General features: G+C 67.6%; 21 protein-coding genes and 1 tRNA gene. 10 read left to right on the forward strand and 12 right to left on the reverse strand.

The window, feature by feature from the left end; genetic code table 11:
• Nucleotides 1-30: 30 nt before the first annotated feature.
• From ACYQ3G_RS04295 to ACYQ3G_RS04315, 5 genes are all read right to left on the reverse strand, one after another.
• Nucleotides 31-990 (reverse strand): DUF4340 domain-containing protein, encoded by a 960-nt coding sequence (locus tag ACYQ3G_RS04295; protein ID WP_459822733.1) that lies wholly within the window; start codon nt 988-990, stop codon nt 31-33.
• A complete protein-coding gene (locus tag ACYQ3G_RS04300) occupies nt 987-3,368 on the reverse strand; it encodes a Gldg family protein (RefSeq protein WP_459822737.1) in 2,382 nt (793 codons plus the stop codon). The genes ACYQ3G_RS04295 and ACYQ3G_RS04300 overlap by 4 nt, the downstream gene beginning before the upstream one ends.
• 12 nt (nt 3,369-3,380) lie before the next feature.
• On the reverse strand, nt 3,381-4,319 hold the full coding sequence (locus tag ACYQ3G_RS04305; protein WP_459822740.1) for an ABC transporter ATP-binding protein: 939 nt from the start codon (nt 4,317-4,319) through the stop codon (nt 3,381-3,383).
• Nucleotides 4,320-4,699: 380 nt separating this feature from the next.
• Nucleotides 4,700-5,719, reverse strand: coding sequence for a type I glyceraldehyde-3-phosphate dehydrogenase (gene gap / locus ACYQ3G_RS04310; RefSeq protein WP_459822743.1), 1,020 nt, complete (start codon nt 5,717-5,719; stop codon nt 4,700-4,702).
• Between the two features lie 9 nt (nt 5,720-5,728).
• Complete coding sequence (locus ACYQ3G_RS04315) at nt 5,729-6,289, reverse strand: GAF domain-containing protein (protein ID WP_459822746.1); 561 nt, start codon at nt 6,287-6,289, stop codon at nt 5,729-5,731.
• Between the two features lie 190 nt (nt 6,290-6,479).
• Between ACYQ3G_RS04315 and ndk the strand changes: the two genes are divergently transcribed.
• The 5 genes from ndk to ACYQ3G_RS04340 all read left to right on the forward strand — a co-directional run bounded on the left by ndk (nt 6,480) and on the right by ACYQ3G_RS04340 (nt 9,300).
• Nucleotides 6,480-6,896 carry a nucleoside-diphosphate kinase gene (ndk, locus tag ACYQ3G_RS04320; RefSeq protein WP_459822749.1) on the forward strand — a complete coding sequence of 139 codons (417 nt, stop codon included), beginning with the start codon at nt 6,480-6,482 and terminating at the stop codon, nt 6,894-6,896.
• Nucleotides 6,896-7,687, forward strand: a complete 792-nt coding sequence (gene proC, locus ACYQ3G_RS04325; RefSeq protein ID WP_459822752.1) for a pyrroline-5-carboxylate reductase — start codon at nt 6,896-6,898, stop codon at nt 7,685-7,687. The genes ndk and proC overlap by 1 nt, the downstream gene beginning before the upstream one ends.
• A 24-nt stretch (nt 7,688-7,711) precedes the next feature.
• Nucleotides 7,712-8,242 carry a GNAT family N-acetyltransferase gene (locus ACYQ3G_RS04330; protein ID WP_459822755.1) on the forward strand — a complete coding sequence of 177 codons (531 nt, stop codon included), beginning with the start codon at nt 7,712-7,714 and terminating at the stop codon, nt 8,240-8,242.
• 68 nt (nt 8,243-8,310) lie between these two features.
• Nucleotides 8,311-8,386: transfer RNA gene (locus ACYQ3G_RS04335), tRNA-Val, on the forward strand.
• 59 nt (nt 8,387-8,445) lie between these two features.
• Complete coding sequence (locus ACYQ3G_RS04340; RefSeq protein ID WP_459822758.1) at nt 8,446-9,300, forward strand: class I SAM-dependent methyltransferase; 855 nt, start codon at nt 8,446-8,448, stop codon at nt 9,298-9,300.
• Between the two features lie 168 nt (nt 9,301-9,468).
• Here ACYQ3G_RS04340 and ACYQ3G_RS04345 read toward each other — a convergent pair whose 3' ends face one another.
• On the reverse strand, nt 9,469-10,437 hold the full coding sequence (locus ACYQ3G_RS04345; protein WP_459822761.1) for a CobD/CbiB family cobalamin biosynthesis protein: 969 nt from the start codon (nt 10,435-10,437) through the stop codon (nt 9,469-9,471).
• Nucleotides 10,438-10,449: 12 nt separating this feature from the next.
• On the reverse strand, nt 10,450-10,920 hold the full coding sequence (locus tag ACYQ3G_RS04350) for a tRNA (cytidine(34)-2'-O)-methyltransferase (protein WP_459822764.1): 471 nt from the start codon (nt 10,918-10,920) through the stop codon (nt 10,450-10,452).
• Between the two features lie 104 nt (nt 10,921-11,024).
• Between ACYQ3G_RS04350 and rfbB the strand changes: the two genes are divergently transcribed.
• The 5 genes from rfbB to ACYQ3G_RS04375 are packed head-to-tail and all read left to right on the forward strand — an operon-like array spanning nt 11,025 to nt 14,887.
• Nucleotides 11,025-12,050 (forward strand): dTDP-glucose 4,6-dehydratase, encoded by a 1,026-nt coding sequence (gene rfbB, locus ACYQ3G_RS04355; RefSeq protein WP_459822767.1) that lies wholly within the window; start codon nt 11,025-11,027, stop codon nt 12,048-12,050.
• Nucleotides 12,047-12,910: a dTDP-4-dehydrorhamnose reductase gene (gene rfbD / locus ACYQ3G_RS04360; RefSeq protein WP_459822770.1), complete on the forward strand. Its 864-nt coding sequence runs from the start codon at nt 12,047-12,049 to the stop codon at nt 12,908-12,910. The genes rfbB and rfbD overlap by 4 nt, the downstream gene beginning before the upstream one ends.
• Entirely contained in the window at nt 12,907-13,923 is a 1,017-nt protein-coding gene (gene hrcA, locus ACYQ3G_RS04365; protein ID WP_459822773.1) for a heat-inducible transcriptional repressor HrcA, read from the forward strand. Before rfbD ends, hrcA begins: the two co-directional genes overlap by 4 nt.
• A 50-nt stretch (nt 13,924-13,973) precedes the next feature.
• Complete coding sequence (grpE, locus tag ACYQ3G_RS04370) at nt 13,974-14,519, forward strand: nucleotide exchange factor GrpE (protein WP_028576850.1); 546 nt, start codon at nt 13,974-13,976, stop codon at nt 14,517-14,519.
• Nucleotides 14,520-14,521: 2 nt separating this feature from the next.
• A complete protein-coding gene (locus tag ACYQ3G_RS04375; protein WP_459822776.1) occupies nt 14,522-14,887 on the forward strand; it encodes a CoA-binding protein in 366 nt (121 codons plus the stop codon).
• Nucleotides 14,888-14,929: 42 nt separating this feature from the next.
• Here the strand turns inward: ACYQ3G_RS04375 and ACYQ3G_RS04380 are convergent, their stop codons facing one another.
• The 5 genes from ACYQ3G_RS04380 to ACYQ3G_RS04400 all read right to left on the reverse strand — a co-directional run bounded on the left by ACYQ3G_RS04380 (nt 14,930) and on the right by ACYQ3G_RS04400 (nt 19,111).
• Nucleotides 14,930-15,814: a rhomboid family intramembrane serine protease gene (locus ACYQ3G_RS04380; RefSeq protein WP_459822779.1), complete on the reverse strand. Its 885-nt coding sequence runs from the start codon at nt 15,812-15,814 to the stop codon at nt 14,930-14,932.
• Nucleotides 15,811-16,599, reverse strand: coding sequence for an ElyC/SanA/YdcF family protein (locus ACYQ3G_RS04385; RefSeq protein ID WP_459822782.1), 789 nt, complete (start codon nt 16,597-16,599; stop codon nt 15,811-15,813). Before ACYQ3G_RS04385 ends, ACYQ3G_RS04380 begins: the two co-directional genes overlap by 4 nt.
• Entirely contained in the window at nt 16,596-17,660 is a 1,065-nt protein-coding gene (aroC, locus tag ACYQ3G_RS04390) for a chorismate synthase (RefSeq protein WP_459822785.1), read from the reverse strand. The genes ACYQ3G_RS04385 and aroC overlap by 4 nt, the downstream gene beginning before the upstream one ends.
• A 25-nt stretch (nt 17,661-17,685) precedes the next feature.
• Nucleotides 17,686-18,291 carry a TrmH family RNA methyltransferase gene (locus tag ACYQ3G_RS04395; protein ID WP_459822788.1) on the reverse strand — a complete coding sequence of 202 codons (606 nt, stop codon included), beginning with the start codon at nt 18,289-18,291 and terminating at the stop codon, nt 17,686-17,688.
• 73 nt (nt 18,292-18,364) lie between these two features.
• Nucleotides 18,365-19,111, reverse strand: a complete 747-nt coding sequence (locus tag ACYQ3G_RS04400) for a TlyA family RNA methyltransferase (protein WP_459822790.1) — start codon at nt 19,109-19,111, stop codon at nt 18,365-18,367.

Below are 19,111 nucleotides of genomic sequence, written 5' to 3' on the forward strand. Positions count from 1 at the left end.
ACCGCCATTTTCGGCAACCCGGACGGTGCCCTATTCGGTTTTCCTGGCCGGCGCAGGAAAGAGACGGGCCGCGACGGAAGACGCCATGCGGTAGAGATGGGGCGACCCGGCGACCCTGACCAGGAAGCCGTTTTCACCCTCGGGCGCGCCTTCCAGCACCGTGACGGCCGAACCCGTAGCCACCTCCAGCCGGTGGGTCGGAAAGTTCGGCCCCGTCTGCGGCGGGTGGACGGCTTCGGTCACGGGCACCCGCTCCAGCACCGCAAGGACGCCCTCCATGTCCTCCTTGTCCAGGCCCTTGCCCCTGGACAGGCGGAAATCCCACTCCGCCTCCAGGGTCGCATTGGCCGATTCCCCTCCGGATGGGGCGCGACGGGCAAGGACAGCCTCGACGCCCGGAGCCTTCAGCCGGACTTCCTTCACGGTCTCCCGAGGCAGGGAGGCCAGGGTTCCGTCGATCCAGAACTGCGGGGACAGGCCCGGCCCCTGGGCGCCGAGCTGGCCGAGGATGGCGCCGGGCGCGACGCAAGCCTCGGGGCTTCCCGCCTGACGGATGAATACGCTGCGGAAATCGCCCTTGCCCACAAGCAGCCTGGCCGTCTCCTGCCCCCCTGCCATGAGGGTCAGGCTCATGGCCTGATCCTCCTGCAGACCGTAATCGCCCAGCACCGCGGGATCGGCCGAGCGCAGTTCCCCGCGCAGGGCGGCCAGCGTGTCCAGCATGCGCGCGATGCTCCCCTCGCTGGCCGGCGCGCCGCCCAGGGCGGGGATGACCCACCGGCCGTCCCGTTTCTCCAGCCGCACGGCGGCGTTGCCAGGTCTGGCCAGTTCGACCGCGTCGACGGAAGCGGTCAGGTCGGGGGAGACGAAGCTGTGCAGGGAATCCGCCGTGAGCGTGTTCTCGCCCCGACGCGTGGCCTTGCGATACCAGAGGCCACCCGCCAGGACGCCCAGGACGAGGGTCAGGATGAGGATGTTTCTGACGTTCATCGCGCACCTCCGAGGCTTTGCTCGAACAGGGCCCGACGGCGGCGGCGCCCCCAGGCGCGGGACGCGGCCAGGCCGGCGATGACCAGCCCGGGCAGGCAGTAGGTCGCGAATTTCCAGAAGGACGCCTCCTCGGGCGCGACGTCGAGAATGTAGCGCGGGACGAGCTTCTTGCCCCGGATCTGGATCAGGTCCGTACCGTGGGCCATGGCGTCCACGGCGTTCAGGACCAGCTCGATGTTGCTCTGCAGCAGGTCGTCGCCGAACATGGTCGCCCCGCCGATGAGCAGCAGCTCGCCGGGGGTCTGGATCGCGTCGATGCGCCTCTCGCCTGCGGCATCCGCATTTCCGGCCCAGGCCGGGGCCGGCTCGGGGGGCGGCGGGAACTGCCCCGTCAGCCGGATCACGGCCGGATGGGACCCGAGGCCCTCGGCCGGGGGCTCGATGTCGCGCTGGGTCAGGCCGCCCTGCACGTCGGCCAGCCAGGAGCCCGGACTGGAGGACGCGAGCACCGTGGCGTTCAGGCCCTTTGCGGCCAGGGCCTGCGGGTCAGGGGTCAGGGCCGCGCCCCACAGGTAGAACAGGTTCTCCAGGCGAGCGGTCAGCGGGTCGTCGGGATTCATGTTGTCCCTGGTCAGGACGATGTGGATGGGGAGCGTGAGGCTCATGCCGCCGCCGAAGACCTGGTCGAGCCGGCTGCGGGACACCTGGATGGCGGTGTTCTGCGGGTCCATGAGCGCCTTGTTCTCGACGGTCACGCCCAAATCGCGCAGCCACTCCTCCAGGCCGCTTCGCACCGGCATGCGCTGCACGGCGATGTTGCCCGCGGCCATGTCGTAGTTCCACTGGCTGGTCTGCAGGGCCAGGATGGTCTTCTTTCCCGAAGCCAGGGCCGCTTGCAGCTCCCACGCCTGGCGCTCGTCCAGGTTCGCGGGAGCCAGGGCCAGGATCACGTCGGCGTCGGCCGGCATGGGGCTGTCCGGCGTGAGTTCCACGGGCCGAACCTGGAACTTCTCGTGTTCCAGAACCTGCCGCAGGAGCCCGAAGCCGTCGCCGCCGATCAGCGCCACCACGGGCTGCCGGTCCAGGGTCTGGCGGTAGACCGTGGACACGAGCATGTACTCCAGTTCGCCGAGGGAGTCCGGCACGATGCGCGGGATGATCTCCTCGGCCCTGTCCTTGTAGGCCACGCCGATGGACGAGTAGATGAGGTTGCTCACGGACCCGGTCTGGCGCATGGCCGAAACCGAGAACGGCTCGACGCCCTTCTCGAGCATCCGCTTCTCCAGCGGGTCGGCCTTGTCCCGCGACGCGCCGAAGGGGTCCGAGTCCACGACGTTGGCCGCGCGCATGTGCACGCGCTTGAAGGACACCATGCCGCCGCTGGCCAGCCGCAGCTCTTCCAGACGGTCCATGACGTCGCGCTCCAGGGTTTTGATCTCCGTAGGCATGTCCTCGGCCGGGGTGACGTAATAGGTGACCTGCACCGGCACCTTGAGCCCGGAGAGAATCCGCCTGGAGGCATCGCTCACGGTGTGGACCTTGCCTTCGGTCCAGTCGAAGCGGCCCAGGCTGGCGTCGCCCGCCAGGGCGTTGAAGACCAGGCCGATGCCCAGGCACAGGCCCGCGCAGGCCGCGAACAGGGCCGCGAAGCCCCTGCGGCCGCGCCCTTCGACGAACATGCCGTTCAGGAAGAGAAAGAGACCGGTCCAGACCAGGAAGTAGGCCAGATCCGCCACCTCGATCACGCCGCGGGTGAAGACCGTGTAGTGCCCGGTCACGCCCAGCAGTTCGCGCAAAGTCGATCCCAGGCCGCCGATCCAGGCGTCCAGAGCCGTGGCCGCGAAATCCGTGCCCAGCAGGAAGAGCGCGAAGCAGGCCAGGAGGCTCAGCACGAAGGCCACGATCTGGTCCCTGGCGAAGCCCGAGACGAGCTGGCCCAGGGCCAGGAAAAAGCCGCCCAACAGGATCGCCCCCAGGTAGGACGCGGCCATCTGCCCGAGGTCCGGACGTCCGAGCGTCGCGACCATGACCGGCAGCAGCAGGGTCGAGGCCAGGGCCAGGAGCAGGAAGCAGAAGGCCGCGGCGAACTTGCCCAGGACCAGGGCCATGGGGTGCATGGGGAAGGTCAGGAGCATCTCCACGGTGTTGCCCGCCCGCTCCTCGGCCCACAGGCGCATGGTCACGGCGGGCACGAAGACGCAGAGGATGAGGGGCAGCACGTTGAAGAAGCTGCGCAGCTCGGCCACCGGGAAGAGGAAGAACTCGGTGACGTAGAGCGCGCTCGCCATGAGGGTGAAGACGATGAGGAAGATGGCGCCGATGGGTGAATTGAAGTAGGCGCCGAATTCGCGGCGCAGGATGGTCAGAAAGTTTCGCATGTCGTCCTCCCCTCAGGCCGTCTTTTCGGACTGCGTCAGGGCCAGGAAGGCGTCCTCCAGGGACGCTCCCGGAGTGGTCAGCTCGCGCAGGGGCCAGGACCTGGACGCGCACAGCGCCGCGACCGCCTCCAATCCGGTTGATCCTGCCGGGGCGCAAAAACGGACGCGGCTCCAGCTTCCCTCCTCGTGCACGAGTTCCGGCCGGCCGAACCCTGCGGCTTCCAGGGCCGGTCCTACATCGGCGAAGGGCGCCGCGATCTCGGCCTCGCCGAAGGCCCTGACCCCGGCCAGCAGGGCCAGGTCCGCCAGGGTGCCCCGGGCGCGCACTTCGCCCTGGCTGATGATGACGACGCGGTCGGCGATGGCCTCGACCTCCTGCAGGATATGGGTGGAGAAGATGACCGTTCTCGTGGCCGCCAGCTCGCGGATGAGGTCGCGGATTTCGAGGATCTGGTGCGGGTCGAGGCCCGTGGTCGGCTCGTCGAGGATGATGACCTCGGGGTCGTGGACCAGGGCCTGGGCCAGGGCGGTGCGCTGGCGGTAGCCCTTGGACAGCTCGCCGATGGGCCGGTGGAACATGGGCGTCAGGCCCGTGCGGACCAGCACCCACTCCAGCCTCTCCCGCAGGCTCGCCCCCGAGAGGCCGCGGGCCCGGGCCACGAAGTCCAGGTACTCGCCGGTCTCCATCTGCAGGTAGAGAGGCGGGTTCTCGGGCAGATACCCGATCCTGCGGCGGACCTGCAGGGGCTCGCGGACCGTGTCGAACCCGCAGACCGTGGCCGAACCGCGGGTGGGCCGCAGGTAGGTGGTCAGTATCCTCATGACGGTGGACTTGCCGGCCCCGTTGGGGCCCAGCAGGCCCAGAACTTCGCCCTGCCGGACGTCGAAGGTGGCATCCGCCAGAGCTGTGACCGGGCCGAACTGCATGCCCAGGTTGTGTGCGTCGATCATGGCAGCTCCTTGGAATGGTTGAGGTTGTGCGGCCGCCTGGCGGAGGCGGCCTCGGACACGCCTGCGCTAGAACAGAATTTCGCCTGAAATCAAGTGCGAATTTCTGCACAGGAGAATGGGGCCTTGTGCTGGAAATGTCGCATTTCATGCGCAGAAAGATGGATCCCCGCCTTCGCGGGGATGACGTTGCCGCGGGGCGGGAATTCGGCATTCAGCCGCCACGCGATAAAGCGCACAGTCGCACACGCCTTGATGTCATTCCCGCGAAGGCGGGAATCCATCATGCCATCGGTGCGGACTGCAAAGCCCGGACCCGGCCGAAAAAAATCCCCCTGCCGGGGCAATCCGGCAGAGGGAACATGCGCTGGCGAAGAAGCCGCCTAGAGCCCTTTCTGCCCCATGAGATGGGCCAGGTCGGCCACGCGGCTGGAATAGCCCCATTCGTTGTCGTACCAGATGAGCACCTTGGCCAGGTTGCCGCACTGCACTGTGGTGAAGTCGGCCTCGACCACGCCCGAATGCGGGTCGGCGATGAAATCCGAGGACACCAGCGCCTCCTCGCTGTAGCCGAGGATGCCCTTCAGCTCCCCTTCTGCGGCCGCCTTGAAGGCGGCTTTCAGCTCCTCGGCCGTCGTGTCGCGCTCCAGCACGGCCACGAAGTCCACCAGGGACACGGCCGGCACGGGCACGCGCACGGAGTAGCCGTCGAAGCGGCCGGCCATCTCCGGCAGGACCTTGGCCACGGCCTTGGCCGCGCCCGTGGAGGTCGGGATCATGTTGCAGGCCGCGGCCCGGGCCCGGCGCAGGTCCTTGTGCGGCAGGTCGAGGATGCGCTGGTCGTTGGTGTAGGCGTGGACCGTGGTCAGCACGCCCTTGGCCACGCCGAACATCGCGTGCATGACCTTGACCGCCGGGGCCAGGCAGTTGGTGGTGCAGGAGGCGTTGGAGACGATGTGGTGCTTGGCCGGGTCGTACTGCCCCTCGTTGACGCCGATGACCACGGTCAGATCCTCGTCCTTGGACGGCGCGGTGATGATGACCTTTTTGGCCCCGGCCTCCAGGTGCTGGGCCGCCGTGGGCCCGGTGCGGAAGATGCCCGTGGACTCGATGACGATGTCCACCCCGCAGGCCTTCCAGGGGATGAGCTTGGGGTCGCGCTGGGCGAAGCTCTTGATCTCCCACTCCCCGCCGACGCGGATGGTCGCGTCGTCGGCCTCGACCTCGGGGGCGAAGCGTCCGTACGACGTGTCGTGCCGCAGCAGGTGGGCGTTGGTCCGGGTGTCGAAGAGATCGTTGATGGCCACGACTTCCAGGGTGTCGCGGTGGCGCTGCCAGATGGTTTTCAGGACCTGGCGGCCGATGCGCCCGAAGCCGTTGATGCCGATGCGTGTCTTTCCCATATGCTCCCCCTAGTCCTCGAAAACCTGGTAGTCGTAGGCGTTGATCAGTTCCATCTGACGCTTCAGGGTCTGGTGCATGCGCGCGTTCTCGATGGCGATGGCCGAGATGTTGGCGATGGCCTGCAGAAAGTCGGTCTCCTCGGGCCCGAACTCCCTGCGCTCGCCGGTGTAGACGCGCAGCACGCCGATGGGCCGGCTGCCCTCCACGAACATGGGCGCCACCAGGACCGAGGCCAGACCCTCGGCCGCGGCCTCCTTGCCGTACTGGAATCGCGGGTCCGTGCCGGCATCGGCGATCTGCACCACCTTGCCGGTGAAGGCCTCGCGGTCCAGGCCGCTCTTGGCCACCTCGACCACGCCCTTTCTGGTGTAGCGCTCGCTCAGGCCGTACTGGGCCGCCGGCTTGAGAACCTTGCCGCCGCGGTCCAGCAGGCGGATGAAGCATCCCTTCACGCCCATGGCGCGGGTGACCTGCTCCGCAATGCGGTTCAGGACCTCGCCCGGGTCGAGGCTGGAGTTCACGGTGCGGCTCACTTCATAAAAAATCTCGTAAAGACGTTTTGTACTCATGATTTCCTCCGCTGTATTCAAAGGCTTCCCCGGAGGGGATACACCAGGACGGCCCGGGAGACCAACACAATTTCCCCATGACACAAACATGCAATTTGAGCGACCAAACAACGCAGAGAAAAAAGCCGCTCCTTGTATTTTCCCGTTACAGAGTATAGGACGCCGCAAAAAATCACATTGAGGAGCATTTATGGAACGCACTTTCTCCATCATCAAGCCCGACGCCGTCGCCCGCAACCTGCAGGGCGAAATCATCGCCATGATCCAGAACGCCGGCCTGCGCATCGTCGGCATGAAGATGATCCACATGACCAAGGCCCAGGCCGAAGGCTTCTACGCCGTGCACAGGGAACGCCCCTTCTTCGGCAGCCTGACCGACTACATGTGCTCCGGCCCCTGCGTGGTCATGTGCCTTGAAGGCGAAAACGCCGTGCAGAAGTACCGCGACCTGATGGGCGCCACCAACAAGGACAACGCCGCCGAAGGCACCATCCGCCGCAAGTACGCGCTGGACATCGAAAAGAACTCCTGCCACGGTTCCGATGGTCAGGACACCGCGGCCGTCGAGATCGCGTACTTCTTCAACGCTCTGGAACTGGTGGGATAATGAAACGCTTCGGGTTCATCGGACTTGGGAACATGGGCGGCGCCATCGCCCGCGGACTGGCCGCGGGAGGCGCCTTCGCGCTGCACGGTTTCGACCCCAGCGACGTCATGCGCGGCAAGAACGCCGACATCATGACCATCCACACGTCCGCGCAGGACGTGGCCAGGCATTCGGACTTCGTCCTCCTGGCCGTCAAGCCGCAGGTCATGCGGCCCGTCCTGCAGGGGCTGGCCGAGTCCCTTGGACCCGGAACGTGCCTCGTCTCCATCGCCGCCGGCGTGACATTGGCGCAACTGATTGCCTGGTCCGGCGGGGTCTGCCCCGTCGTGCGGGTCATGCCCAACACGCCGGCCATGGTCGGCAAGGGCGTCTACGCCCTGTGCTTCGACCACGAAAAGGTCGACGAAGCCTGCCGCCGGACCGTCCTCGAAACCTTCTCGTCCATCGGCCAGGCCCACGTCCTGCCCGAGAAACTCTTCGACGCCTACACGGGCCTCATCGGCTCGGGTCCGGCCTATGTCTACGCCTTCATGGAAGGACTCATCGACGCCGGCGTGACCATGGGCCTGACCCGGGCACAGGCCACGAACATGGTCACGGGACTGGTCGGGGGCTGCGCCCTCATGGCCGAGGCCGACGGGGCGCACCCGACAATCCTCAAGGAAATGGTCACCTCCCCCGGCGGCACGACCATCGCGGGGCTCAACGCCCTGGACGAGCACCGATTCAAATTCGCCCTGTCCCAGGCGGTCCTGGCGGCCGCCCGGCGAAGCAGGGAACTCGCGGAGTAGGGCGGCCTCGGGCCGCCTTTTTTCATGGCCGAGACACTGCGCAGCGCACGCATCCTCGCCCGGCCCGTGACCGACGCCGACGCCCGGGCCGTTGCCGGAATCTACGAGGGCAACCGGGACCTGCTCGTCCTCCTGGACCGGGAGCACGATCCCCTCGCCCTGTCCCGGCGCTTCACGCAGGGTCTGAACCTGCCGCAGAGCGCCCCGAGCGCCCGGCTGCACAACTTCCTGCTGTGCGACGTCCGCACAGAGCAACCCATGGGCCTGTTGAGCCTGTGCATGGGCTACCCGGCCGGGGACGTCGCCTACATCGGCGAATTGTTCCTTCACCCCCGCTTCCAGGGGGCGGGACTCGGACGGGAAATCTGCCTGCGCCTGGAGCAGGTGTTGCGACCTGGACCGGCGAAAACCCTGCGGGTCGGCGTGGGGCTCAGAAACTGGAACGCCCTGCGGTTCTGGGTAAAGCTGGGGTTCACCCATGTCACCGGCATGAGCGGAGACCGGCATTTCAGCCCGCACGGACATGCCTTCCTCGAACTCGAAAAGAATCTCTGACACTGTCGAATTCTGCTGCCGGGAAATTCTTGACAGACGCAGAGGCCGAGGCTAAAGGCTGTCTCCTCGGGCGATTAACTCAGTGGTGAGAGTGCCATCTTCACACGGTGGAAGTCACAGGTTCAAATCCCGTATCGCCCACCACAGACCGCAAAACCCTTCCAGGCAGCCGCCCGGAAGGGTTTTTCGCTTATGGAGCCATCATGCGCAGCACGGACGATTACGAACTTCTCGACAGCGGCAACGGACAGAAGCTGGAACGCTTCGGCCCCGTCATCCTGGCCCGCCCCTGCGCCCAGGCCGTGTGGCAGCCGAAGCACCCGGAACTCTGGGACTCGGCCAACGCCACCTTCGACCGCAAGGACGGACTCAACTGGCACGGCCGCGAACGGCTGCCCGAGGAGTGGGTCGTCACGGCCCGCGGCGTGCGCATGCGCCTCTCGACCACGGACTTCGGACATCTGGGCATCTTCCCCGAAACCCTGGACCTGTGGGCATGGATCTCAGGCAGAATCAGCCAGGCCATGGCGGAAGGCGCCCAGCCCCCCCGTTTCCTGAACCTCTTCGCCTACTCCGGCGGCGCGACTCTGGCCGCGGCCATGGCCGGGGCCCAGAGCTGCCACCTCGACGCCTCCAAGGGCATGGTCGAATGGGCCAGGGGCAACGCGGCCCTGAACGGGCTGCAGGACGCGGGCATCCGCTTCATCGTCGACGACGTCGGGGCCTTCCTGAAGCGGGAGGTGCGCCGCGGCCGCAAGTACGACTGCGTGCTCCTGGACCCGCCGTCCTTCGGCCGCGGCAAGCGCGGCGAGCTCTACAAGGTGGAGAAGAACGTGCAGGAGACGCTGGAACTGGTCCGCCAGGTCCTGAGCGACACCCCCCTCTTCGTCCTGCTGACCTCGCACACCCCGGGCTTCACGCCCATCGTGCTGCGCAACCTCCTGGAACAGACCTTCGGAGCGGGTGCCCTATCCTGCGGCGAGATGCTCCTGCGCGGCGGGGAAGGCGTCATGGATCTGCCCAGCGGCACCTGGGGAAGGTGGGAAGCGAAGCGCTGAAACGCCTGGCCGCCTGGCTGACCGTTGAAAAACTCAAAATTCGCAGGCCGTTCAAAAATGGTGAGATGCAAGGAAGCGAAAAAAGCCAGGGCGCGCAGTGTATTGGGAATACATAAGCGGTCTGGCTTTTTTCGCTGACGCAGCAGATCGCCGTTTTGGGGCGGCCTGCTAGAGGTTCCACCAGGCCAGGGTGCTGCCCAGCAGCGTCAGTCCTGCGGCGGCCATGAGCGCCGCCGCCACGATGACCCTGCGCATGCGGCGGATGCCTGCGGCGGACCAGATCACCCCCAAGGGCCCCAGCGGGGGCTTGTCCTTGATTTCGCCGAAATAACGCGTCGGGCCGCCCATGCTGACGCCTGCCGCATGGGCCGCGGCGCTCATGGGCCAGCCGGCGTTGGGGCTATCCATGGTTCGGGCGTCGGTGGCGATGGTCTTCCACGACGCCCGGTTCCCCAGAACCCAGCCCGCGACCCAGATCAGAAATGCCGCCAGCCTGGCCGGCACCCAGGCCAGCACGTCATCGGCGCGCGCTCCGGCCTTGCCCAGCTCCTCGAAGCGCTCCGTGCGGTAGCCCCACATGGAGTCCGCGGTGCTGACCGCCTTGTAGCCCCACAGCGCGGCCGGTCCCAGCAGGGACAGCCAGAAGAAGGGGGCCACGAAACCGTCGTTGAAGTTCTCGGCCAATGTCTCCCCCAGGCCCCGCAGGACCTCCTCCTCGGTCATGTCCGCCGTGTCGCGGCTGACCAGGCCGGAGAGGTGCGCCCGAGCCGCAGCCAGGCGCCCGCTTTCGAGCAGGTTCAGCACGGCCTGAACCTCGCGCAGCAGGCAGCCCAGGGCCAGGCCCGCATAGCCCAGGTACAGGGCCAGCATCTCGCCCACGAGAGGGAGCCCCATAAGGAGCCGCACCAGCAACGCACACCCTCCGGCCAGCCCCGCCACGGCCACGGCTCCGGCCAACCGGGGGCCGAGCCATGACCGCCCTGCCCACCCTTCGAGCCGGTTCAGAATCCGGCCGATCAGCCGCACCGGGTGGGGCCAGTCCGCGGGGTCGCCGAAGAGCAGGTCCAGGGCCATGCAGCCCAGCAGGAAGACGAAAAGGGAGAGGTTCAGAGGCAGGTCGTAGAGGGCATCAAGCATGGCGGTTCCTCGTTATTGCGGCGCGTCCTCGCGCCGGTCCAGCTCGCCGGTCTGACGATAGGCTTCGTAAAGCAGCACGGCCGCAGCGTTGGCCAGGTTGACGCTGCGGACCTGGCCCCAGATGGGCATGCGCACCAGATGCTGCGCGTCCTGCAAAACTTCCGGCGGCAGCCCCCTGGTCTCGGGCCCCAGGACGAGGATGTCGCCCGGCTCGAAGGCGAAACGGTGGTAGGCCGTGCCCTGGCGGGCGCTGGTGAAGACTAGGCGGCCGGCGTCCCGGCCTTGCAGGAACGCGGCCCAGGAGGGCCAGACCCGCTTGTCGACATGGGGCCAGTAGTCCAGACCAGCGCGCTTCAGATACCTGTCTTCCAGGCTGAACCCGAGGGGCTCGATCAGGTTCAGACGGGTCGTGGTGGCGGCGCAGAGCCGGGCGATGGTGCCGGTGTTCGGCGGGATCTCGGGTTCGTAAAGCGCAATTTGCATCTTGGATTCTCTTTGCATATTTTCTATGGCTGGCCGGGGCGCCGGGCAGCGCCCCCAACCACTTGGCCGTCAATGACGCTCCCGTCAAGAACCACGGAGAACACATGCACCTGCTCGTCACCGGAGGCTGCGGCTTCATCGGGTCCAATTTCATCCAGCACATGCTCGCAGCCCGCGACGACCTGACCATCGTCAACCTCGACATGCTGACCTATGCGGGCAACCGCCGCAACCTGGCCGAGGTGGAGGAAAGACATCTGGGCGGCCGCTACCATTTCGTGCACGGCGACATCTGCGACCAGGAGCTCGTGCCCGACCTGCTGGCCCGCTTCCCCTTCGACGCGGTCCTCAACTTCGCGGCCGAGTCCCATGTGGACCGCTCCATAAACGACCCCTTCCCCTTCATCACGACCAACGTCGTCGGCACCCAGAACCTGCTGGAGGCCGCCCGCCGGGCAGGGGTCCCGCGCTTCGTGCACGTCTCCACCGACGAGGTTTACGGCACCCTCGGGCCCACCGGACAGTTCACCGAGGACACGCCGCTGGCGCCCAACTCGCCCTACTCGGCCTCCAAGGCATCCTCGGACCTCCTGGCGCGGGCCTATTTCCACACCTACGGCATGCCCGTCATCGTCACGCGCTGCTCCAACAACTACGGGCCCTTCCAGTTCCCGGAAAAGCTCATCCCGCTGGTCTACCTCAAGGCCTCCAGGGGCGAGCCCATCCCGGTCTACGGCGACGGGCTGAACGTGCGCGACTGGATCTACGTCCTGGACCACTGCCGGGGCGTGGAGGCGGCCCTCTTCAGGGGCACGCCCGGCGCGATCTACAACTTCGGCGGCGACGCCGAGCGCACGAACCTCGACGTGGTGCGCACCATCCTGCGCCTGACGGGCAAGAGCGAGGACCTCATCACCTTCGTCACGGACCGGCCCGGCCACGACCGCCGCTACGCCATGGCCTTCGACCGCTCCACCGCGGACCTCGGGTGGCGGCCGGAGGTGGCCTTCGAGGACGGCATGGCCCGCACCCTGGCCTGGTACGAGGCCAACGGGGCCTGGCTTGACGAAGTGCAGAGCGGCGCCTATCGCCAGTTCATGGACGCATGGTACACGACGAGGCTGGCATGAAGAACGCCGTCGTCCTGGGAGGAAAGACCGGGCTCCTGGGACAGGCCCTGTGCATGGCCATGACCCGCAGGGGCTGGACCGTGCACGCGCCGGGCCGTGCCGACCTCGACCTTTTCGACCGGCCTGCCGTGGAAGACTATCTGGGCAGAACCGGCGCGGACCTCCTCTTCAACACCGTGGCCTACACCAAGGTCGACCAGGCCGAGGACGAGCCGGCCGAGGCCGCGCGCCTCAACCGCCAGCTCCCGCTGGTCCTGGGGCAGGCCGCCCGCAAAGCGGGCGTGCGGCTGGTGCACTACAGCACAGATTTCGTCTTCAACGGCAAAAAGGCCACCCCCTACACCACCGAGGACCAGCCCGACCCCCGCTCGGTCTACGGCAGCACGAAGCTGCAGGGCGAACGCGAGCTGCTCGCCCTTGGCCTGCCGGGCCTGCTGATCATCCGCACGTCCTGGCTCTTCGGCCCCTGCAAGATCAATTTCGTGACCCGCATCCTCGAACTGGCCGCCTCGCGGCCCGAACTTTCCGTGGTCCACGACCAGGTCGGCAGCCCCAGCTACACCCCGGACCTGGCCGCAAACTCCCTGGCCCTGGTGGACGCGAGCGCAACCGGGCTCTTCCACCTGGCCAACTCCGGCCAGGCCAGCTGGTGCGAACTGGCCGCCGAGGCCGTTCGCGGCGCGGACCTGCCCTGCAGGGTCAAGCCCATCACCTCGGCGCAGTACCCCCAGAAGGCCGTCCGGCCCGCCTATTCTGTCCTGGACCTCTCGAAGTTCACGGCCTCCACGGGCATCACCCCGCGGCCATGGCTGCAGGCCCTGCGCGAATTCCTCTTTTCCCGGGAAGACTGCCTGTCATGATCCTCGGCAAACGCGAAACCCAGGTCCTGGCCGCGGTCATCGAGACCTATGTCGAAACGGCCCTGCCCGTGGCCTCCCAGACCCTGGCCGCCGGGCTGGGCCTGAGCCCCGCGTCCCTGCGGGCGACCATGGCCGCCCTGACCGAAAAAGGGCTCCTGCAGCAGCCGCACACCTCGGCCGGCCGGGTTCCCACGGTCAGGGGCTTCCGCTACTACCTGGATCAGGTCTTCCGGCTCGCCCCCCTGTCGCGCCGCGAGCAGTCCAGGCTGCACGAGCACATCCTGCCCGGCGAGGGCGAGCTGCCCCAGGTGCTGCGCCGCGCAGCCCGGGCCCTGTCGTCCCTGACGCGCCAGGTCTGCGTGGTCATGGCGCCGCGCCAGGATCTGGCCCGCTGGCGGCAGATCGACTTCGTCCTCCTGCGGCCGGGCATGATCCTGGCCGTGCTGGTCATGCAGGGCGGTCTGGTCAGCAACCGCATGATCCAGATGGACGAGTCCCTGAACGCCGACGACCTCGTGCGCTACGGCAACTACCTCAACAGCCTCTTCGAGGGCCGCACCACCACGGAGGTGCGCGGCGAGATCGAGCGTCAGCTCCAAAGCGCCCGCAAGACCCTCGACGCCTACTGCCGCGCCTGGGAGCTGGCCGCCCAGGCACTGGCCGAGGAGGAGCAGCCCGAGGTCTTCGTCGGCGGGGCGAGCCATCTCGCGGACCAGCCGGAATTCACGGAACTGGAGACCATCCAGGAGCTGCTGCGGCTCATCGAGGAGCGCTCGCGGCTGCTGGAACTCCTCGACAAGACCACGGCCGGCGCGTCCGTGTCCGTCAACCTGGCCGAGGACATGCCGGGCATCGCCGGCTGCTCCCTGGTGGCCTCGCCCTACAGCGCCTTTTCCAGCGCCCACGGCACCCTGGCGGTGCTCGGGCCCGTGCGCATGAACTACGCCCGCATCGTGCCCATGGTTGACTTTGCCGCTCAAATACTTAGTCAGTGCCTCAAATCCCGCTCCTAGGGAGCTTCGTGAAACGACTACTCAAATATTTCAAGGATCAGGAGTTTTTCATGTCCAAAAAGGAAAGCGAAGGCCTCGGCCCCGAAGAAGTCCAGGCCGAAACGCCCGTCGAAGAAATCCAGGAACCGACCCTGGAAGAGAAATACGCCCAGGCTCTGGCTGATATCGAAGAGTTGAAGAAGGAGAACCTGCGCGTTCTGGCCGACGGCGAGAATTTCAAGAAGCGCTTGACGCGCGAGAAGGAAGAGTATTTCAGGTTCGCCACGTCGGCCATCCTGGAGGAGATCATCCCGGTCATGGACAATCTGGACCTGGCCCTGGCTCACGGCCGGCAGGCCGAGGCCTGCAAGGACCTGGTCACGGGCGTGGAGATGACCATGAACATCTTCCTCGACACCATGAAGCGCCACGGCCTGGTGCAGATCGCCGCCGTGGACGTGCCCTTCGACCCCGCCGTGCACGAGGCCATGAGTCAGGTGGAACGCGACGACCTGGACGAGAACACGGTCTGCCAGATGCTGCAGAAAGGCTACATGCTGAAAGACAGGCTGCTGCGGCCGGCCAAGGTCATGGTCAGCCGCAAGGCGGGGGCGTAGCCATGGCCGAACGCGTCGCCGTGCTCGGGGCCAGCCACAAGCCCGAGCGCTATTCCAACCAGGCCGTGCGCATGCTCAAGGAGTACGGCCACGACGTCGTGCCGGTCACGCCTGGACGGACGGTCATCGAGGACCTGCCCGTGGCGCCGGACCTGAGAAGCATCGAAGGCCCCGTCGACACCCTGACCCTCTACGTCGGCCCCGAGCGCAGCGCCCAGCTGCAGGACGCGATTCTGGCCCTGAAGCCGGGACGCGTCATCCTCAACCCGGGCACGGAATCCCCGGCCCTGGAACAGGCTCTGGACAAGGCCGGCATCCCCTGGCAACACGCCTGCACACTGGTCATGCTCAGGACCGGTCAATTCTGATCCGCCACTGACCTGCGGGGGGCCCGTCCCCCCGCGTCGTTTTCAGAACCCGCCAAAACCCGCCAGGGCCGTCGCCCAGGCCCAGAACGTCAGCACGGCGCCAGCCGCGCCGGCCATGGCGTTCAGCCAGACCTTCCAGCCATGGGCCCCACGCCAGTCCCCGACCAGCAGCCCGAAAGGCAGTCCGCACAGGAGGCCGAAGAAGTGCGCCCCGAGGTCCACCCTCTCCTCGCCCGCGCCGAGCATGGCCAGGAAACCGAACCCGAAGCCCAGGGCCAGCAGCAGGACCTGGGCGCGGGACTGTCGCTGCGCCCTGCCCGCGCTTCCCGCCAGGACCCCGATGAGACCGAAGACGCCCGTTGACGCGCCCACGCTCAGGTGATCCGGGGCCTGGGCCCAGGCGTTCACGGCGTTTCCGAGGCTCCCCGAAAGGAGGAAAAGGGCCCAGGTCAGCCCCGAACCGATGCGCCGGCCAAGCATAGAGGCCAGCACGGCCAGGGCCGCGGCGTTGGACAGCAGATGCCCGGCGTCGGCATGCAGGAAAAGGGCAGTGACGCACCGCCACCACTCCCCGCCGAGGATCAGCCGGGCGTCGGCCCTTCCGGCCATGTGCCAGGCCATGCTGCGGCCCAGCCCCTGGCTGTCGAGCCAGACCGTCACGACCACGAAGAGCCCCACCACCAGGAGCGATACCCAGGAATTGTCGGGCAGGGGCGCAGGCAGCACGCGCGGCCTGTTCTCGCCCTCGTAGGCCACGATCTCCTTCACTGCCAAGTGGGCCACGGCTGGCGCCACGAGGAGCCGCCCCCCTTCGGCGCGGTTCAGGAAGCGGCGGCTGGAGAGGACCAGGGACCAGGCCCGAAGCAGCGCCTTGTCCGGGTTGTCCCTGCCGGTGCACAGGGCCAGGGTGGGCAGGATGTCGATCACGGCGCGCCGAAGGACACCTGCCCGCGCACGAAGGCCCAGGCCAGGCCCAGGTACTCGTGCACGGCCATGTGGCACGTCTGGATGTTTGCGGGGTAGGGCAGGAAATATTCGGGTTCGCCCTTGTAACGCCAGTAGGCCGGGGCCGGAATGGGCGAGAGGCCCGCGTTCTCGAAGAGCTTGACCGCGCGCAGCATATGCGAGGCCGTGGTCACAAGGACGAAGGCATCGTCGCCGACCAGGCTCTTCACGCCGAGGGCCTCGTCATGGGTGTCCAGGGACTGGTCCGCGAGGACGATGCGCGCCGGATCGAAGCCCAGGCCCGCGGCCGCCGCGGCCATGACCTGGGCGCTGGTCTGTTCGTCGCGGTACTTTCCGCCCGAAAGAACGAGAATGGACCCGGGAAAACGGCGCGCCACGCGCAGCCCTTCGGTCAGGCGGTACAGGGCGTCCTCGTTCAGCATGGCCCCCGGCGGCAGGGAGCGGTCCGTCCAGTGCCCGGAACCCAGAACCACGATCCATTTGACGTCCTTGCCGGCCACCTGCGGGCTGGTCAGATCCAGGGCCGGATAGGCCCGCTCCAACGGGCGGATCAGGAAGCCGGAGACGGAATTGAGGCACAGGGCGTAGAGCAGGACGGAGCCGATGACGAAGGGGGCCAGGGCTTCCCGGGAGCGGCGCAGGAGGATGTAGGCCAGCCCCAGGGCGAACAGCAGCAGACAGACCGTGAGCGGCATGAAGGCGAGACCCAGGGCCTTCTTCAGCACGAAGCCCACGGGCACGCTCATCCGCCCTGGCCCATGCGCCGCTGCAGCAGGACCATGTCGGCCAGCACCAGCCGGACCATGGCGGCCAGCACCGGGACCACGCGCGGAATGGCGCAGATGTCGTGGCGGCCGCCGACGCGGATGGTCCGCTCGGCCCCGAAGCGGTCCACGGTGCGCTGCTCCAGGGCGATGGACGGGATAGGCTTGATGGCCGCGCGGACCACTATTTCCTGGCCGCTGGAGATGCCGGCCAGAATGCCCCCGGCGTTGTTGGAGGCGAAGCCCGAGGCGTGCATGGCGTCGTTGTTCTGGCTGCCGAGCATACGCGCGGCCGCGAAGCCCGCGCCGATCTCCACGCCCTTGACCGCGCCGACGCTCATCAGGGCCGCTGCCAGCCGCGCGTCGAGCTTGTCGAAGACCGGCTCACCCAGCCCGGCCGGCACGCCCGTGGCCCGGATCTCGACGATGCCGCCCAGGGTGTCGCCCTGGGCCGCGACCTCTCGCACCCGCTCTTCCCAGACCACGACGATCTCGCCGTCGGCAGCGAAAAACGGCCGTTCCCCGGCTCCGGCCAGATCGACGGAGCCCGCGGCGACCTCGCCGAGTTCGACGGTCCCGGCCATGACGCAGATGCCGAGCGTCTCCAGGAAGGCCCCGGCCACGGCCCCGCCGGCCACGCGGGACACGGTCTCGCGGCCCGAGGAGCGGCCGCCGCCGCGGTAGTCGCGCAGGCCGTACTTGGCCGTGTAGCTCATGTCGCCGTGCCCGGGCCGGAAGACGTCCTTGATCTCCCCGTAGTCGCGGGAGCGCTGGTCCGTGTTCTCGACCATGAAGCCGATGGACGTGCCTGTGGTCCGCCCTTCGAACACTCCAGACAGCAGCCGGATGCGGTCGGCCTCGACGCGCGCGGTGACGGCGATGCCGCCCTGCCCGGGCCTGCGCCTGTCGAGTTCGGCCTGGATGGCCGCCTCGTCGATGGCCACGCCCGCCGGGCAGCCGTCGATAACGCCGCCCAGGGCCGGTCCGTGTGATTCTCCGAAGGTCGTCAACCGGAACACGGTGCCGAAAGTGTTTCCCGCCATGTGGTCTCCAGGGGCCTGGCCCCGGCTAGTAGTCTTTGCCGCGCTTGCACCAGTCTGCGTAGATGGCCTCGAATCCTCCGTCGTCCAGGCTGCTCTGCCCGTACATCCCGGCGGCCCGACGCTGGCGCATGGCTTCGTAGAGGATGACTGCGGCGGCTACGGAGACGTTCAGGCTCTGCACCATGCCGAACATGGGGATGAAGATCTCGTCGGGCACGTGGGCCTTGACGTCGGGGTCCATACCGCGGTGCTCGTTGCCGAGGATGATCGCCGTGGGCCGGGTGAAATCGATGTCCATGATGGGCCGGGCCGAGGGGCTGAAGCCCGTGCCCACGATCTGCATGCCCCCGGCTCGAAGGCCTTCGACCATGGCCCCGGCGTCGCGATGCCTGGTCAGCTCGACCCATTTCTTGGCCGAGCCCGAGGAACTGTTGGCCAGAAAGGGGAACTTTTCCTTGGTGTAGTAGAGGTGCACGCCGAACACGCCGAAGGCGTCGCAGCTGCGCAGGATGGCGGACACGTTGTGCGGGTCGTGAATGTTGTTCAGGACCAGGGTCAGGTCGTGCTGGCGCTGTGCCAGCACGGACTTGAGGCGCGCCTTGCGGCCGTCGGTCAGGTATCTGTCGGGCATGTGTGCATGGTGGTTGAGGTTGAACCGGCAGGGCAGCTTTTACCCGGAACCGCCCCCGTTGGCAAAGCCGCGGTCAGCGGCGGAGGTGGAGCAGGTATTCCTGGTTCCCCTTGGGGCCCTTGATGCCGGCCGGGACCACGCCCAGGGGCACGAGCCCCAGCTCGTCGCGGGCGAAGTCCTGGACCTGGGCCACGGCCGCGAGCTGCATTTCCTCGGACCGGACCACGCCCTTGACGGCGTGCTCGGGACCCAGCTCGAACTGCGGCTTGACCAGGGCCAGGACCTGCCCGTCGGCCTTGAGGAACTGCAGGCACGGCGGCAGGATGAGACGCAGGGAGATGAACGAGCAGTCGGCCACGACCAGATCCGCCTGCTCGGGCAGCAGATCGGGCGCGGCATGGCGCAGGTTGACCCGCTCCATGTTGACCACGCGCTGGTCCTGCGTCAGCTTCCAGTGCAACTGCCCGTGCCCCACGTCCACGGCGTAGACCCGCGCGGCCCCGAACTGCAGCAGGCAGTCCGTGAACCCGCCCGTGGAAGCCCCGGCGTCCAGGGCGGTCATGCCCGTAACGTCCAGGCCGAAACGCTCCAGGGCCGTGAGCAGCTTGTAGCCGCCGCGGGACACGAAGCGCTCGGACTCCTTGAGTTCCAGAACCGCCGTGCGCGATATCTGCTGCCCCGGCTTGGCCACGAGGGTCCTGGACGCGCCCAGGACCAGCAGGACCTGCCCGGCCATGATCAGCCGCTTGGCCTTCTCGCGGCTCTCGGCCAGGCCCTGTTCGGCCAGGACCACATCGGCCCGTTCCATGGCTTTGGCCAC

It is taken from the genome of Desulfomicrobium salsuginis (genome assembly GCF_054657795.1).